13 protein-coding genes and 1 tRNA gene are annotated in these 16,016 nt (G+C 58.6%); 7 read left to right on the top strand and 7 right to left on the bottom strand.

Annotation, left to right across the window (positions count from 1 at the left end; all coding sequences use genetic code 11):
* Positions 1-351: 351 nt before the first annotated feature.
* A complete protein-coding gene (locus ACYVHK_RS05505) occupies positions 352-3,051 on the bottom strand; it encodes a TonB-dependent receptor (protein ID WP_460528450.1) in 2,700 nt (899 codons plus the stop codon).
* 396 nt (positions 3,052-3,447) lie between these two features.
* On the bottom strand, positions 3,448-4,467 hold the full coding sequence (locus ACYVHK_RS05500; RefSeq protein ID WP_460528448.1) for a GGDEF domain-containing response regulator: 1,020 nt from the start codon (positions 4,465-4,467) through the stop codon (positions 3,448-3,450).
* A 119-nt stretch (positions 4,468-4,586) separates the two neighbouring features.
* On the opposite strand from ACYVHK_RS05500, the gene ACYVHK_RS05495 reads away from it, so the two are divergent.
* On the top strand, positions 4,587-4,922 hold the full coding sequence (locus ACYVHK_RS05495; protein ID WP_460528446.1) for a hypothetical protein: 336 nt from the start codon (positions 4,587-4,589) through the stop codon (positions 4,920-4,922).
* A gap of 24 nt (positions 4,923-4,946) precedes the next feature.
* Here the strand turns inward: ACYVHK_RS05495 and ACYVHK_RS05490 are convergent, their stop codons facing one another.
* On the bottom strand, positions 4,947-5,660 hold the full coding sequence (locus ACYVHK_RS05490) for a hypothetical protein (protein ID WP_460528444.1): 714 nt from the start codon (positions 5,658-5,660) through the stop codon (positions 4,947-4,949).
* Positions 5,661-5,870: 210 nt separating this feature from the next.
* Here ACYVHK_RS05490 and ACYVHK_RS05485 point away from each other — a divergent pair, with 210 nt between their 5' ends.
* On the top strand, positions 5,871-6,626 hold the full coding sequence (locus ACYVHK_RS05485; protein ID WP_460528442.1) for a helix-turn-helix domain-containing protein: 756 nt from the start codon (positions 5,871-5,873) through the stop codon (positions 6,624-6,626).
* A gap of 122 nt (positions 6,627-6,748) precedes the next feature.
* Here the strand turns inward: ACYVHK_RS05485 and rpsT are convergent, their stop codons facing one another.
* The gene (gene rpsT, locus ACYVHK_RS05480; RefSeq protein ID WP_460528440.1) at positions 6,749-7,012 is read right to left on the bottom strand and encodes a 30S ribosomal protein S20; all 264 of its coding nucleotides are present in this window, start codon (positions 7,010-7,012) and stop codon (positions 6,749-6,751) included.
* A gap of 121 nt (positions 7,013-7,133) precedes the next feature.
* Here rpsT and murJ point away from each other — a divergent pair, with 121 nt between their 5' ends.
* The 3 genes from murJ (at position 7,134) to ACYVHK_RS05465 (ending at position 10,620) form a co-directional block, all read left to right on the top strand.
* Positions 7,134-8,684, top strand: coding sequence for a murein biosynthesis integral membrane protein MurJ (gene murJ, locus ACYVHK_RS05475; RefSeq protein ID WP_460528438.1), 1,551 nt, complete (start codon positions 7,134-7,136; stop codon positions 8,682-8,684).
* A 28-nt stretch (positions 8,685-8,712) separates the two neighbouring features.
* Complete coding sequence (locus tag ACYVHK_RS05470; protein ID WP_460528436.1) at positions 8,713-9,225, top strand: GNAT family N-acetyltransferase; 513 nt, start codon at positions 8,713-8,715, stop codon at positions 9,223-9,225.
* Positions 9,226-9,423: 198 nt separating this feature from the next.
* On the top strand, positions 9,424-10,620 hold the full coding sequence (locus tag ACYVHK_RS05465) for a pyridoxal phosphate-dependent aminotransferase (protein WP_460528434.1): 1,197 nt from the start codon (positions 9,424-9,426) through the stop codon (positions 10,618-10,620).
* 187 nt (positions 10,621-10,807) lie between these two features.
* Here the strand turns inward: ACYVHK_RS05465 and ACYVHK_RS05460 are convergent, their stop codons facing one another.
* A complete protein-coding gene (locus tag ACYVHK_RS05460; RefSeq protein ID WP_460528432.1) occupies positions 10,808-11,443 on the bottom strand; it encodes a hypothetical protein in 636 nt (211 codons plus the stop codon).
* 132 nt (positions 11,444-11,575) lie between these two features.
* Positions 11,576-11,651: transfer RNA gene (locus ACYVHK_RS05455), tRNA-Asn, on the bottom strand.
* Positions 11,652-11,730: 79 nt separating this feature from the next.
* On the opposite strand from ACYVHK_RS05455, the gene ACYVHK_RS05450 reads away from it, so the two are divergent.
* On the top strand, positions 11,731-12,990 hold the full coding sequence (locus ACYVHK_RS05450) for an AsmA family protein (RefSeq protein ID WP_460528430.1): 1,260 nt from the start codon (positions 11,731-11,733) through the stop codon (positions 12,988-12,990).
* 74 nt (positions 12,991-13,064) lie between these two features.
* Positions 13,065-14,081: a YgfZ/GcvT domain-containing protein gene (gene ygfZ, locus ACYVHK_RS05445; RefSeq protein ID WP_460528428.1), complete on the top strand. Its 1,017-nt coding sequence runs from the start codon at positions 13,065-13,067 to the stop codon at positions 14,079-14,081.
* A 71-nt stretch (positions 14,082-14,152) separates the two neighbouring features.
* On the opposite strand, the gene dxs is transcribed toward ygfZ, so the two are convergent.
* Positions 14,153-16,000: a 1-deoxy-D-xylulose-5-phosphate synthase gene (gene dxs / locus ACYVHK_RS05440; RefSeq protein WP_460528426.1), complete on the bottom strand. Its 1,848-nt coding sequence runs from the start codon at positions 15,998-16,000 to the stop codon at positions 14,153-14,155.
* Between the last annotated feature and the right edge of the window lie 16 nt (positions 16,001-16,016).

The following is a 16,016-nucleotide window of genomic DNA, read 5'->3' as shown; positions in this document are numbered from 1 at the left end:
TCGCCTTCCCGATGTGCTTTTGATCGTACTTATATAAAGTAGGCGCAATCAATGACCACACACAAAATTACAACGATATGTGTTGATTTGTTGGTTGGTAGACACACAAAGCAGACTTACACGAGCCTTACCATAGAGGCAGGGGCTGAACGACCGTCCAATATTGGTGCACGGGTGACTGGCGCTTCGGTGAAGTATCGATCCCGCCTGCAGTCAACGATCGTTCGAAGCAGCAGGTGACCGCCCGACGGGATACCCAGCCCCCGTCACACGGCTTTTCTTGGGTTTTGATTGATGCGCGCCAAATAAAAAACCCCGGCACAAAGACCGGGGCTTCGAGGCTTATTCAGCCTATTTGAATGAATAACTGACACTACCGTACACGAACCGACCTCGCGGGTCGTAGTAGGTTGGGTCGTACACCGCCTGGAAGTAGTTGGGGTTAGGGACGATGGCCGGCGGTGCCTTATCGAACAGGTTCTTCACCCCCATCGTCAGCTTCAAGCCCTTAAAGCCGGAGTAGCTGCCTTGCAGATCGTAGGTAGTCAGCGAGGAGACTTCGTGCGGGTTGTCGTCGATATCCGGATTGTCCTGGTAGCCGGTCTGGAAGTTCTGCACCAGCGTGCCATGCCACGGACCATTATCGAGATTGACCGCCAGCACATGCTTCCAGCGCGGAATCACGCCGCTCTGGCTGTTGGCACCGAGTGCTGGCGTCAGATAGGTCGCGACGCTACCGGTCTTGGTGCCATCCGCCGCCGTGTAGTCGTACTTGGACATGTAGGTGCCATTCAGCGCCGCCGTCACGGTACCAAAGTCGTATTTGCCCAAGCGCGCCTTGAGATCAAAGTCCAGGCCCGACACATCGATCTTGGCAGCGTTCACACTGGTCTGAACGAAGTGGTCGATCTGGCCGGGCAGACTCGGGTTGGCTGGATCAGCCGCCTTGCGGACAAGCAGATAGCTGTAGGATGGGTTGTTCAGAATCGTCAGGGCATCGATGCCACTGGTGATGGCATCGGTCAGGTGGATATTGAAGAAATCCACACCGACCGAGAAACCGGTAACCGGCTCAAACACAAAACCAAACGAATTCTGCTTGGATTTCTCGGGCTTCAGGCTGGGGTTACCGCCACTCAGCGTCTGGAACTGGGTCGAGCAATCGAGTGCGTTGTTGGTTGTCGGACAACGCGCCGGGTCGCTGATCACGCCGGTGATCTGTGCAGTCTGCGGGGTATACAGGTCGCTCAGCGACGGCGCGCGGAAGCCTTCGCCATAGGACGCCCGTAGCAGCAATTGTTTGGTCGGCGACCAGCGGAAGCTGACCTTGGGATTGGTGGTATTGCCAAAGTCGCTGTAGTGATCCCGACGAATGGCAAGGTCTGCCTCCAGCGTACTCAGGATAGGGATATTGAATTCTGCGAACAGCGCATTGACGGTGCGGTCTTTGCTGATGGCCGGGATAGCCCCGCCGTAACCGGAAATATCACCGGTGGCGAGCGCCTCGCTCGGGACCGTATCGAGCTTTTCCTTGCGTGCCTGGATTCCGAAAGCACTGGCCAGCGCCCCTGCCGGCAGGTCAAACAGTTCGCCGGAGATACGCGCATCGACATCCGTTGTCACCGATTTGGCCGAGATCGCGGTACCAACGAAATTGCTGTCATGAATCGCCTGAGAGACTGCATCGTTTTGCAAGCCGGTCGCGAACGGATTGAACTGGTCGCTGTTGAGTATTGGCAGCAGCCTGGAATAGGTTGGGTAACCATTCTGGAGCACCTCCTTGACCTTGCTCTCATTGCGCGAGGCAGCAACATCGTAGTCCCAGCTACCCAAGCTGCCCTTGGCACCCAGCAGGAAACGGTTTTGCTCGGCCGTATCCTTGAAGACACGCAGACCGGCATCGAATGCACGGTAGGTCACCGACAACGGCTGGCCATTCACGTTATTGGCAATTGCCCAGTCGGTCGGATAGTACGGGCTGCTTGGGCGCACCAGGATTTCCGCCAGGGAGTCGCCATTCACGCCATAGGTGAAGGCGCTGGAAATCGGTACTGGTTGCTCGGTAAAGGTGTGCTCATTGCGTGAGTACATGCCCTCGCCGTAGACCTGCAAGTTGTCGAGTGCCTGCCAGTTGAACTTGGCGACCAGGTCCCCGCGATCCAACTTGGGCAACAAGCCCACATAGGGCGTCGCGTCGAATCGGCACTTGTTGGCGAAATTAGGATCATTGACGGAACTACCGCCGCAATTGGGATAACCCGGATTGCCACCCAATGACTGAAATACATTATTACTGTCGTAATAACCGAGAATATTTCCCGGGGTTGCATTACCACTCGTGGTATCCCCCAGGCTGTTATAGCCGGGATGGGAAAAACCCCTGTCCTTACCCATCAGCTTGGCTTGATGCTCAATGTCACCGGTCAGCAGAATATTGAATTTATCTTCAGCCAGATCACCAAAGCCTGCAACAAAACTGCCTCGCGAGATTTCGCCTCCGCCCTGCGTGGCGACACCGTAATAACCGGTCGCTTCAAAGCCTTGATAGTCCTTGCGCAGGATAAAGTTGATCACCCCGGCAACCGCGTCGCTACCATAGACAGCCGAAGCGCCATCCTTCAGTACCTCGACCCGTTCGATCGCTGCCATGGGAATGCTGTTGATATCGACCGTCGCCCCGTTGGTCGCGAAGTTCGCCAGCCGACGGCCATTGACCAGTACCAGGGTACGGGTATCGCCCAGCCCTCGCAGCGAAGCGCTGGCCTGACCAAAGCTCGATACGCTGAATGCGGATGAGGTCGAAACCGCACCGCCGGTATTCGCGGCTGCGATCGTTGCAACCAGTTGTTCGGTGGAGGTGGCACCACTACGCTGTATTTCGTCGCGACTGATCGTGGTAACCGGTAGCGCGCCTTCCTTGGCAATGCGCTTGATACTGGTACCGGTTACTTCAATCTTTTCAACCTTCTGCGGTTGCTCATCCGCATGGACATGCACCATGCCTGCAAGGCCCATCAGGCTGATTGCATAGGCGAGCTGCTTCATTCTCATCAGACCATCTCCACGTTACGCACCATTGAGAGATACGCACGACCCAACGGGTCCCGTATCCAACGCTGTGCATCCCCCGCAGGTCCTCATGGAGATAACGCCATGAATATCGTGCGGCCGAATGCCTTTAAACCGGGAGAAATGCTAATGAGGTAGTGAATTGACAATCAACGACCGTACATTCATTTACACGGCCGGTAAAAATGAAACGCGAATATATTGGTTTAAAGATACAAGCGTTTTTTACATTTATTCAATATCTCACCCTGCCAGCAACAGCAATGACGGATATATCGCCTACCACTGCGCCACCAATGAAAAGCCGCCCTCGAATGAGGGCGGCTTGGCAGGTTTGCACAGCAGCCTGGGGACCGAGCGATGGTCTCCCTGCGCTATTTATACACGTCCGTGCAATTGCAGCAGCGGCGTCAATTTCTCGATCAAGGCTTCCAGGCGCGGCAGTACGGTTTCAATCTCACCGCGGGCCAATTGCTCCAATGCACTGTCGATGCTGTAGTTCTGCTCCAGCCTGATCTTGGCCTTTTCCAGCAGGCCAGCGAATTCGGCAACGCCATCGGTATGGGCATTGGCCATGCCGATGTTGGCGGCGATGCGGATTTGTCCACCCTTGAAATTGACCTTGGCGGCGGCAATGGTCTCCCTGAGACGCTCAGCGTATATGCGGCTACCTTCAAGGTCGGCGTACAGCATGACGCAAAATCGTGGGCCTTCCAGGCGCGCCAGGGTTTCTTCCTTGCGCAAGCGCCCGCCCACCAGTTTGGCCACCAGGCTGATCAGTTGCTCGGCTACGGCGTCGCCCAGCTCGATACGCAGGCTCTCGAAGCGGTCTATCTCGAACAGCACCAGCGTGGTATCGCCACCATAGCGGGCGCCATGCGCCAGGGCCTTTTCGCCCTCGATCTGCAGCAGGTGTTCGCTGGCAGCGCCCGTCTGTGCATCCGTCGTACCAGAATGAGCCTGGACTTCTTCGCTGTTACGCAAATCCCTTGCTGTCTTGGCCAGCTTCACCGCCGCGGAAACCCGTGCCAGCATCTCGGCCCTGTCCGTCGACTTGGTCACGAAATCATTGGCACCGCGTTCGACCGCCAATTGCTTGGTCTCGCTGTCCTCCTCGCCCGAGATGATGATGACCGGGGTGTTCTTGATACGCGGATCCGCCGCCTTGCGAACCCTTGCCAGCAAACCGAAGCCGTCCAGCTTGGGCATGCTCAGGTCGCTCATCAGCACCAGGATGTCCGGATCGGATTCCAGACGGTTCCAGCCGGCCTCGCCATCCGCCTCCTCGAGAATCTCGAACTGAGTGGACAGATGTTTCTTTACCGTCGCCCGCACGATGCGGGAATCATCCACGACCAGGATGCGCGGCAGGTTGTTGGCAAGCTCAGTGTGACTCATGGTTGTGATGACCTTGATTGAACACCCACTCTATAGCACAGCAGTCGTGAACACTTGCATTGCGATGCGGCGGGGGTTTTGTTAAAAACAAGCTATTCGGGGCTTTCGGCGAGCCGATCATGGCACTGCATCATCGCGTACACCTTTCGGTTTTCCCCTTGGGCTCCAGTGAGCCGGCCAAGGTACTGGCGGCCATACGCGACGCCTGGATCAGTCCGACCTGGATAGCCAGCCGTGAAGTACACGGCGCCTGGTTCTTCGAGGCCGCCACAGAGGCTTCGCTGCCCGACGGGGATAATGAAGCCGCATTCGCAGAGCGCCTGTCCGTCGCCATCTGGCGCAAGCTCGGACGCTATGTTCGCGTGGCGGTCAACGCGACCGAAGTCGAATCAGATGCATCTTGCCATCATGAGCTGGGCCGAACCAGCTATCTGAAACTGATGCGCACAACCTGAACTGCCGATTCGCCGGCTTGTTGCTCAGTTTGGCGTGATCTCATCAATCTTATGATATTGCCATAAGTCGTTTGCCCTTGTCTGGCTGGACACCAATGTCCACGCGGTCTGTAGCACATCTACCCGATAGGCCAGAACCAGGGCGACCAGGGTCGCGAGTACATGCTTCAGCGTATGCCCGCTCAGACCGTGCAGATATTCGAACACAGTGTGGTCCGCTAGCTCTCCTCCCTTGGCCAGAATGTAAAACAGGATAGCGACAGCATAGACCTGTCTGCTTTGCGGGTTGGCGCCGTATGTGTACTGCAGTGTCGGTATCAGTAACAGCGGCAGGAGTTGCAACCAAAGATAGGGGCGCAGATCACCAGCACCGATCAGATCGGTGCCATACCAATAGCCCACGCTGGCAACAGCCAGCGCGCTCCACAGTCCAAGGTTGCCGCGGCTCGCCCCCGATGCACCTTGCCAATTGGCGGCCAAGAGGCCCGCGCAAGCCAGGGCGATAGGCAGGCGATCCCATACCAGGCGGATATTGTCCGGCGACCAGTGGTAATAGCCTGAACCCGCACCAGTCAACAGTACTGCGGCAAAGAACAGGTAGTAGCCTTTCTTGCCCAACCAGGCAGGCATCTTTGCCAGCCGCCACAACCCCAGGCAACCGACCAGTACAAAACCCAAGTTGGACAACACATCTGCCGCGTTCGGAATGCCATGCCAACGACGGGAGTCGGCAAACAAGTGGCAATCAGCAGGCTGGTGGATGGGGCCGGACAAGAGCATGCAGGCACCAGGCAGAAGCAAGGCAAGCACGGGCAGGTAACGTTTGAGCATCATGGCAGTCGACCGTCAAGAATGGGCGCAATGTGCACGGTTCCTGCGCCTACCGGGAGCTTGCCCTCACCCCTCGCATTTAATAGGATGATCGGTATCAGAAAACGATACCCACTCATGTCCCAAACAGCTCAATTGATCGTTGCTCTCAAGCGCTTGCTGAAATCACAAGGCATCACCTACGCCCAGGTCGGGCAGCATCTTGCCCTTAGCGAGGCCAGCGTGAAGCGACAGTTTTCGCAGCAGAGTTTCAGCCTGCACACGCTGGAAGCCATCTGCGATCTGATGGAAATGGACTTCGGCGAACTGATACGCGAAGCCGAGCAGGGACAATCCCGCCTGAGCGCCTTGAGCCCACGACAGGAGGCCGAACTGGTAGCTCGCCCTACCCTGTTGCTGGTGACCGTTTGCGTACTCAATCACTGGAGCCTAGCGCAGATCGTCACGACCTATCGGCTCAGCGAGGCCGAGTGCATACGCGAACTGCTACAACTGGATCGACTCGGGCTGATCACCCTGTTACCGGAAAACCGGGTCCGCCTGAAAGTGGCCCGCGACTTCACCTGGCTACCAGACGGTCCGATACGGTGTTTCTTTCGGGAAAGGGTACAAACAGAATTTCTGGACGGCCCGTTTGACCAGGAAGGCGCTTTGCTGCGTTTTCAGCACGCCATGCTCAGCCCGGCCGCCAACGCCAAATTCCAGTTGCGGCTCAAGCGTTTGCTGCAGGAATTTTCCGAATTGCATCAAGACTGCGTCGACAGTCCGCAAGGCGAACGTTATGGCACCAGCCTGCTGCTGGCTTTGCGCCCGTGGGAGCCGGCTGCGTTCGCCGACCTGCGACGCAGCCCCGACGAACGTCCGTACGGCTAGCCCACCGACTACCTGGGAGATTGCCCCCGAAGCAATCCGACGGGCAATAAAAAACCCGCTCCAGGGAGCGGGTTTTCTCGACATGCGATGCTGGCCAGCAAATCGTCTGTCTTGCGTACTGCTTAGGCCATTGCCTTGATAGCAGCAGCCAAGCGGCTCTTGTGACGAGCAGCCTTGTTCTTGTGGTACGCACCCTTGTCGGCCAGACGGTCGATGGCGCTGACCGAGGTCTTGAAAGTGTCTGCTGCTGCGGCCTTGTCACCAGCCTCGATGGCCTTCAGCACTTTCTTGACGGCAGTGCGGAATTCCGAGCGTTGGCTCTGGTTGTGAAGGCGCGCCTTGGCGGCCTGACGGGCACGCTTGCGGGCTTGTGCGCTATTTGCCATGTAAATCAACTCCTTAAACCGGTAAAAGGACTATCGCGAAACCGCGCATTATGCCCAAGCTGAGCCATCATGGCAAATGATCGCGTACACTGGCGCGATTTTGTCAACTTAGCACCCGTACATGAATCTGCTCAAGACCCTCGCCCGTACCAGCAGCATGACGATGTTGTCGCGCATTCTGGGTATGTTACGCGAAGTCATGAATGCATATCAGTTTGGCGGTGGTGCGGCGATGGACGCCTTCAATGTGGCGTTCCGGCTACCCAATATGTTCCGGCGCATTTTCGCCGAAGGGGCATTCTCACAAGCCTTCGTGCCCATCCTGGCCGAGTACAAGACCCAGCAGGGCGATGAGGAAACCCGCAAGTTTGTGGCCGACGTAGCCGGCCTGCTCAGCCTGATCCTGCTGGTCTTCACCGTCATTGCCATCGTGGCAGCCCCGGTATTTGTCGCCCTGCTGGCCGCTGGCTACAGCAAGGATGCCGACAAATTTGCCCTGACCGTATCCCTGACCCGCATCACGTTCCCGTACATCCTGCTGATTTCGCTTTCCTCGCTGGTGGGTAGCATCCTCAACACCTGGAACCGCTTTTCAATACCCGCCTTCACACCTACCTTGCTCAACGTCTCCATGATCGGGCTCGGGCTGGGCTTGTCACCCTACTTCGCGGAACCGATCTACGCACTGGCGATATCGGTCGTGGTGGGCGGCATCGCGCAACTGGCGTTCCAGCTGCCCTTTCTTGCCCGCATCGGCATGCTGAGCTGGCCCAGGCTCAATTTTCGTGATGCCGGCGTACTCAGGGTGCTCAAGCAGATGGGGCCGGCCATGTTCGGGGTCTCCATCGCCCAGATCAGCCTGGTCATCAACTCGCAATTTGCCTCCTGGCTGCAGGAAGGGAGCGTGTCTTCGCTCAACTATGCCGACCGCCTGATGGAGTTGCCCAGCGGCGTACTGGGCGTCGCACTGGGTACCATCCTGCTGCCCAGCCTCGCACGGCTGAAAGCTGCCGGCTCAGATCTGGAATACTCGGCCATGCTGGACTGGGGCCTGCGACTTTGCTGGCTGCTGGCCCTGCCGGCCACCGTCGCACTGGCTGTCATCGCCGAGCCACTGGTGGCAACCCTGTACGAACGCGGCCAGTTCAATCTGCACAATGCCCTGATGACCACCCAGGCATTGCAGGCGTACGCCGTGGGGCTGATGGCGCTGATCTCGATCAAGGTCCTTGCACCGGCCTTCTACGCGCAGCAGGACATCAGGACACCGGTCAGGATCGGCATTGTCGCCCTGATCGTCACCCAGCTCTTCAACCTGTTGCTGGTCGGCAGCCTGAACCATCTGGGACTGGCCCATGCGGGCCTGGCGCTAGCTATCAGCCTGGGTGCCTGTGTCAATGCAGGTCTGCTGTTGGCAGGCCTGAAACGTCGCGGCATCTACCGACCACGGCCGGGCTGGTCGGCCTTTCTGTCCAAGCTGGGCCTCGCCGTGATCCTGATGGCCGCCGTGCTGGCCTGCCTGCAATGGCAACTGGGCGCCTGGCATGGCATCCCCACCCTGCACAAGATCGGCAAGCTGACCTTGCTGGTCAGCGCAGGCATCGCCACCTATTTTGGCGTGCTGGCCGCCTTCGGCTTCAGGCCGCGCGATTTTTCGCGGCGTTCGGTATAGCCAACCCCATCCAGTGCAAAGGACCAACATGTCGCACGCCAGCTACCTGATACGTCCCGCAACCGCAGCCGACATATCCGTCATCATCCGGCTGGCGCACGAGATCTGGCATGCGCACTACCCCGGCATCGTCAGCATTGAGCAGATCGACTACATGCTGGGGCAACGCTACAACGAAGCCACCTTGCTCGAGCAACTGAGTGGCGCGGAACAATGGCTGGACCTGGCGCTGCTCGACGATCGGCCCGTCGGTTTTACCCAGTACCTGCGAATCGCACCGGGCACGATCAAGCTGGACAAGCTTTACCTGCTGCCAGAGCTACATGGCCAGGGATTTGGAAGCCGCATGCTGGACCATGTGGAGCACCGTGCTCGCGAACTGGCGGGGAAGCAGCTGACGCTGGCTGTCAACAAGCAGAATGAAAAGGCAATCGCCGCCTACCTGCGCAATGGTTTCTCCATTGCAGACAGCACGCAGGTAGATATTGGCCAGGGCTTCATCATGGATGACTACGTGATGGTCAAACCCCTTCCGCTTTGACAGGAGCGACGTTGACGTAAACGTCAAATCCGCCTTTGCTTCAAACCCTTAGCCCAAGCTGAAGCAAAAAATTTCCTTGCCGCCCATGGCGGATGTCGCCCATTTTTGGCACGACGGGAAGTTATAATGGCAGCCCTTTTATCGACCGCCGGATCACCATCGATTCAGCGCGCACACCGTCATTCGGAAGGACTGCCCGTGGAACTCTCGCATCGCGTTCAAGCCATCAAGGAATCGCCCACCCTTGCCATCACCGCCAAGGCCCAGAAGCTCAAAGCTGACGGTCGTGACGTCGTGGCACTCGCCGCTGGCGAGCCGGACTTTGATACCCCGGAGCACATCAAGGCTGCGGCCATCGACGCGATCCAGAAGGGTTTCACCAAGTACACCCCCGTATCCGGTACGCCCGGCCTGAAGAACGCCATCATCGCCAAGTTCAAACGCGATCAGGGCCTGGACTACAACGCCAAGCAGGTACTGGTGAGCTGCGGTGGCAAACAGAGTTTCTACAACCTGTGCCAAGCCTATATCAACGATGGTGACGAGGTCATCATTCCCGCCCCGTACTGGGTCTCCTACCCGGACATGGTCATCCTGGCCCAGGGCAAGCCGGTGATCGTTGCATGTGGCATCGAGCAGGGCTACAAGCTGAGCCCGGCGCAACTGGCCGCCGCCATCACGCCGCGCACCAAGCTCGTAGTAATCAATTCGCCGTCCAATCCGACCGGCGCGGTTTACACCACGGAGGAGCTGAAGGCCCTGGGCGAGGTACTCCGCCAACACCCTAAGGTCCTGATTGCGTCGGACGACATGTACGAGCACGTGATGCTGGGCGACACGCAATTTGCCAACATCCTCAATGCCTGCCCGGACCTCTACCCGCAGACCATACTGCTGAACGGCGTATCCAAGGCCTACTCCATGACCGGCTGGCGCATCGGCTATGCCGCCGGGCCGGAATGGCTGATCAAGGCCATGGAAAACATCCAGTCGCAGTCGACCTCCAACCCGACCTCGATTTCCCAGGTGGCGGCAGAAGCAGCACTCAACGGCCCACAGGCTGACTGCTTTGCGCCCATGCTCAAGGCCTTCAACGAACGCCACGTTTTCGTGCTCGGCAAGTTCAACCAGATTCGCGGCCTGAAGTGCCTCGCGGCCGGCGGCGCGTTCTATGCCTTCGTCGACGCGCGGGTCGCCATCCAGAATCTGTACGCCGAAGGCAAGATCGCTGCACCGACCGATCTGGCCTTGGGCAGCTACCTGCTGGAAGCCCAGGACGTCGCCGTCGTTCCCGGCTCAGCATTTGGCGCTGAGGGTTATTTCCGTATCAGCTTTGCCACCAGCATGGCCAATCTGGAGAAGGCGCTGGCACGTATCGAGCAAGCCCTGAACTGACCCGATCGCGGCGGAACCGCGCAGGTTCTGCCACCTCGCCGCATCAACGCCGCCCAGTGCGTCGTTTTGCCATCTGATCAACGTGCCAGTCCCGACTCGCTGCAAATATTTGCACCAAGGGCCACGCACAAGGACGGCATGAAAAAGGCCCGCGTCGATGACGTGGGCCTTTTCTTGTTCTGGGCAATTACTTGTGAGCCGGCTTGGCCTCGGCCGCCTTGCCATCCTTGGCGGGATCCGCCTTACTATCGTAACCACCAGGCTTGCTGTTCATCGCGTCGATCGCACCACGCAGGTTCAGGCATTTCACATCTTCCTTGCTCTTGATGGCCCCTCCCTGCAGTTCGCATTCCTTGTCACCAAACTTGAGCATGGCGCCCTTAACGGCCTTCTCCACCTTCGGGCTGCTGCCACCCGCCTGGATGCTGGCACGTATTTCCTGCAGCACCTTGTCCATGGTCTCTCGCTCTATCTTGGCGCGCTCCAGATCTTCCTTGAGCTGAGTCAGATCCTTGGCCTGCATGCTGGCCTGTTCCTTGACGGTTTCCAGTTCGTGCTCAAGCTCAGCCTTCTCTTTGCCGAGCTTGGCCTGGGCAAGCTTGGCCGACTTGGCGATGGCAATCAGATTTTGTTCGGCCGCCTGGTTCCGCTTGGTCGCGAGCGCCATACCACCAAGCAAGCCCCCGACAACACCCGCAATCACCAATAAAATCAAGAGCAGAACCAATACCGCCGAGATCCCGCCCCCCACTCCGCCGCGCACGGCTAGGACAATGCGCTTCATCAAGGGTAGTTTGGCGACTTGTTCATTTGACGTTGTCATGCGATCCTCTCGCCTTCGAATGTGGACACAGCTTTGGTCCTAGCCGTTTTAGCGATTACCGTGCATTGCGTCAAACATGACGCAGAAAAACAAAAACCGCGCTATCTTTCGATAACGCGGTTTTCTGAAACTTGGCTCCTCGACCTGGGCTCGAACCAGGGACCTACGGATTAACAGTCCGGCGCTCTACCGACTGAGCTATCGAGGAACTAAAGAAGCCGCTATACTAAAAGGCTGCCCTGAGCGTGTCAACACCCGTTTCTAATTTACCCGGATAAAGAGGCCGCATGTCAGCCCTCAAGAAACTGTTGATCGTAGTCGCCATACTGGTGGCCATCGTTGCCGCCATCCCGCTGGTGCTACCGTATGATAACTATAAGGCCGATATTGAAAAGGCCATCTCTGCCCGCCTGGATATTGATGTCAGGATCAGCGCCATTCATTTTGAATACAGCCCCAAACCTCGCCTGATTCTGGACAGGGTCAGCTTTGGCAAAGCAGGTGAAGGGGAGGTTGCCCAGGTAATCGTTCCTGTCACCCTCAAGAATCTGGTCAATATCCGCAAGGAACTGGCCGATGTCACCTTGAACAAGGCCCAATTCACGCAGGACTTCGCCTTGTCGCTGCCAGGACGCCTGAAGGCCGATCCGAGCGGCAAGGATATCTACTTCGCCATGCTCAAGCTCGAGGACCTGTCGGTCCAGCTCAAGAAGGACAATCTTGGGCCCTTGTCCGGCACACTGCGCTTTAACCAGAACGGCACCATCAAGCTCATCACCCTCAGCGACAAGGATGGCCGCGCCAACCTCAGCATCAAACCGAACGGTCAACAGTACGCACTCGACTTCGATGCCAAGAACTGGTCGCCACCCGGGGCTTATGAGGATGCCCGATTTGACCAATTGGTACTGCGCGGCACCGCCAACAACGAAGGCATTGTCATTGACGATGTAAATGGTCTCATCTTCGGTTCGGCAGCCGTTGGCCAGGCCACCCTGAACTGGGTCGATGGCTGGAAGCTGAGCGGTAACCTGCAGACCAAGAGCATGCATGTCGAACCGCTGATCTCGCTGGTTAGCCCGACAACCCGCTCGACCGGACGAATGGCCGCCAATGCGGAATTCGAATTCTTCGGGGAAGGCTATGAAAGCCTGTTCCAGCATTCGCGTATCGCCATGAACTTTACGGTGAGTGACGGCAATCTGCATAACCTGGATCTCATCACACCGCTGAAATCACAAAGCCCGTCGGTGCTGCAACGCGGTGGTCAGACTCGCTTTGATACCTTATCGGGTGAAGCACTGATCGAGAACGGGGCGACGTCCCTGCGCAACCTGAACCTGAACTCGGGGAAGTTCACGGCGACGGGCACCATGGCCATCACACCGGACAAGAAACTGAGCGGCAAGATCAATGCCAAGCTTGCCAGCGGCTCCATCGTGGTCAATGCCCCCCTGGGGCTTGCCGGAAGCCTGAGCGCACCCGAGATTCGCTCTGGCGGCGCCTACAAGCCGGGTGGCGGTGAAGGCACAACCCGGATATTCTGAGCGCCGTAGAGGTTCAGCATTGCTTTGCATCGCCGGCCCCTGAGCCGGCGATGTTGTTTCCAGGAAAGACACACATGAACTGGCAAGACTTTCTGGGCACGCAGGGTGCCACTATCGACGCAGATGGCCTGGCACGTTTCGGCTCGCCTGCAGCAGCTGCCACTGCCGCACAGTGCACACTGGTCCCGCTCAACGATTTTGGGCTGATCCGCTTCAGCGGCGAAGAGACCATCAGCTTCCTGCATGGCCAGCTATCCAGCGACATCAAGAAGCTGCCTGCTGACGGTTTGCAGTACTCAAGCTACTCCACCCCCAAGGGCCGCATGCTCAGCAGCCTTCTGCTGCTTCGGGAGGGTGATGACCTGTTGCTGATGCTGCCGCGAGCACTGCTGCCGGCCATACAGAAACGCCTGGCCATGTATGTAATGCGCAGCAAGACCAAGGCCAGCGACGCCTCGGCTGAACGCGCCATCCTCGGCCTGATCGGGCCCCAGGCGCGGTCCGTGGCCGAGCAGATTTACGGCACCTTGCCAACGGAAGCCATGCACAGCGTGGCGGTGGAAGGCGGCCATGTGAGCTGGCTGGGTCAGGATCGGTTCCTGCTGGATCTGACCCCCGAAGACGCCATCATCGCCTGGCCGAAGCTGGTTGCGATCGGTGCCGTGCCGGGCAATGACGCTGCCTGGCTGCTCTCGGACATCCGTGCCGGTATCCTGTGGGTACAGCCAGAAACCCAGGAAGCGTTCGTGGCGCAAATGGCCAATATGGAACTGATCGGCGCGGTGAGCTTCAAGAAGGGCTGCTATCCCGGTCAGGAAATCGTGGCGCGCACCCAGTATCTGGGCAAGCTCAAGCGCCGCACCTTCCGCGTTGCTGCCAGCCAAGCCATGCAAGCCGGCCAGCCGCTTTACAGCCCGGAAATGAACGGACAGGCCTGCGGTCAGATTGCGATGGCCGCGCCGGTTGCCGATGGTGGCTGGGAGGCGCTGGCGGTGGTCCAGCTAGCCAGCGTGCCGCAGGGGGTGCACCTGGAAAACGACGCCGGCCCCGCGCTGCAATTTCTCGATCTGCCGTACGCCGTTCACGAATAGTGCATCACCGAGTGATGACAAACAAAAAGCCCGCTGACGATGCGGGCTTTTTGTTGGCTCGAGCGTGATGATCAGACCGCCAGTGCTTTGCGGATACTGGCCTCTATGCCTGCTGCATCAAGACCGCATTCGGCCAACTGGATGGCAGGGTCGCCATGATCGACATAACGATCCGGCAGCCCCAGGTGCAACACCCGCTTGGCAAGACCCAGGGCATTGAGTGCCTCGCTGACTGCCGAGCCAGCACCACCCATGATGACATTCTCTTCTACCGTGACCAAGAGCTCATGCTGCTCTGCCAGCTGTCGGACCAAGTCCACGTCCAGGGGCTTGACCCAACGCATATTGGCCACCGTGGCATCCAGCAGCTCGGCCGCCTTCAAGGCGGGTGCCAGCATGGTGCCAAAAGCGAGGATGGCGACCTTTCCGCCCTGGCGACGAACCTCTCCCTTGCCGACGGGCAGTGCGGTGAAACCCTTGACCACCTCGACCCCAGGTCCGGTTCCGCGCGGATAGCGTACCGCTGTCGGCTGATCCATCTGGAACGCCGTATAGAGCATCTGCCGGCATTCATTCTCATCGCTCGGGCACAGCACCGCCATGTTCGGGATACAGCGCAGGAAACTGATGTCGAAACTGCCCGCGTGCGTAGGACCATCGGCGCCCACCTGCCCAGCCCGGTCGATGGCAAATACCACCGGCAGGTTCTGCAGCGCGACATCATGGATCAATTGGTCATAGGCGCGCTGCAGAAAGGTCGAGTAGATCGCCACGACGGGCTTCAATCCTTCGCAAGCCAGGCCGGCGGCAAAGGTCACCGCGTGCTGCTCGGCAATGCCCACGTCGTAGTAGCGATCCGGGAACCGCTGCTCGAACTGCACCATGCCGGACCCCTCGCGCATGGCAGGCGTAATACCCACCAGCCGCGTATCCTGGGCCGCCATATCGCATAACCATTCACCGAAGACATGCATATAGCTGGGCTTGCCCGCCGCCTTGGCCGCCATGCCGTCCGCCGGCGTAAAGGGGGTGACCGCGTGATATTTGACCGGATCACCCTCGGCCAGCTTGTAGCCCTGCCCCTTTTTGGTCACCACATGCAGGAACTGCGGCCCGCTCAGGCTCTTGATGTTCTGCAACGTGGGGATCAGCACATCCAAGTCGTGCCCGTCGATCGGCCCGACATAATGGAAGCCGAACTCCTCGAACAAGGTGGAAGGCGAGAAGAGGCCCTTCATGTGTTCCTCACCGCGGCGCACCAGTTCATGCAGCGGCGGTACGTTCTCCAGCACCTTGGAGCCGGTATTACGGAAGCCCTGGTAGAACTTGCCCGACAGCAGTTTGGCGAGATAAGCGTTGAAGGCCCCGACGTTAGGCGAAATCGACATTTCATTGTCGTTCAGGATCACCAACAGATCAGTATCCTTGTCGCCCGCGTTGTTCAAGCCCTCGAACGCCATGCCGGCCGTCATGGCGCCATCACCGATGATGGCGATGCACTTGCGTTCTTGCCCCAACAGCTTGCTGGCCTCTGCCATGCCGGCGGCCGCACCGATACTGGTGGAGCTATGGCCCACGGCGAAGGTGTCGTATTCGCTCTCGTCCCGTTTGGGGAAACCTGCCAGGCCGCCATACTTGCGCATGGTCGACATACGCTCTCGCCGCCCTGTCAGCACTTTGTGCGGATAGGTCTGATGGCCCACATCCCAGACCAGCCTGTCGTCCGGCGTATTGAATACATAGTGCAACGCAATGGTTAGTTCCACTGCGCCCAGATTGGACGCGAAATGACCACCGGTCTGGCTGACGGACTCCAGCAGAAAGGCGCGCAGCTCTTGCGCCAAAGGCTGGAGCTGCGCCTCTTCCAGGCGTCGCAGGTCGGCTGGCAGGTGGATGGTATCGAGAAGCGGATAAGGCATAAGGGCAATCTTGTGG

Source organism: Chitinimonas naiadis (assembly GCF_054780835.1).
This window is presented reverse-complemented; position numbering and strand designations above follow the sequence as displayed.

Excerpts from the sequence above, each read along its gene's own strand:
- ACYVHK_RS05505 (WP_460528450.1), bottom strand. The coding sequence starts at position 3,051 with ATGAGAATGAAGCAGCTCGCCTATGCAATCAGCCTGATGGGCCTTGCA.
- ACYVHK_RS05500 (WP_460528448.1), bottom strand. The coding sequence starts at position 4,467 with ATGAGTCACACTGAGCTTGCCAACAACCTGCCGCGCATCCTGGTCGTG.
- ACYVHK_RS05495 (WP_460528446.1), top strand. The coding sequence starts at position 4,587 with ATGGCACTGCATCATCGCGTACACCTTTCGGTTTTCCCCTTGGGCTCC.
- ACYVHK_RS05485 (WP_460528442.1), top strand. The coding sequence starts at position 5,871 with ATGTCCCAAACAGCTCAATTGATCGTTGCTCTCAAGCGCTTGCTGAAA.
- rpsT (WP_460528440.1), bottom strand. The coding sequence starts at position 7,012 with ATGGCAAATAGCGCACAAGCCCGCAAGCGTGCCCGTCAGGCCGCCAAG.
- murJ (WP_460528438.1), top strand. The coding sequence starts at position 7,134 with ATGAATCTGCTCAAGACCCTCGCCCGTACCAGCAGCATGACGATGTTG.
- ACYVHK_RS05470 (WP_460528436.1), top strand. The coding sequence starts at position 8,713 with ATGTCGCACGCCAGCTACCTGATACGTCCCGCAACCGCAGCCGACATA.
- ACYVHK_RS05460 (WP_460528432.1), bottom strand. The coding sequence starts at position 11,443 with ATGACAACGTCAAATGAACAAGTCGCCAAACTACCCTTGATGAAGCGC.
- ACYVHK_RS05450 (WP_460528430.1), top strand. The coding sequence starts at position 11,731 with ATGTCAGCCCTCAAGAAACTGTTGATCGTAGTCGCCATACTGGTGGCC.
- ygfZ (WP_460528428.1), top strand. The coding sequence starts at position 13,065 with ATGAACTGGCAAGACTTTCTGGGCACGCAGGGTGCCACTATCGACGCA.
- dxs (WP_460528426.1), bottom strand. The coding sequence starts at position 16,000 with ATGCCTTATCCGCTTCTCGATACCATCCACCTGCCAGCCGACCTGCGA.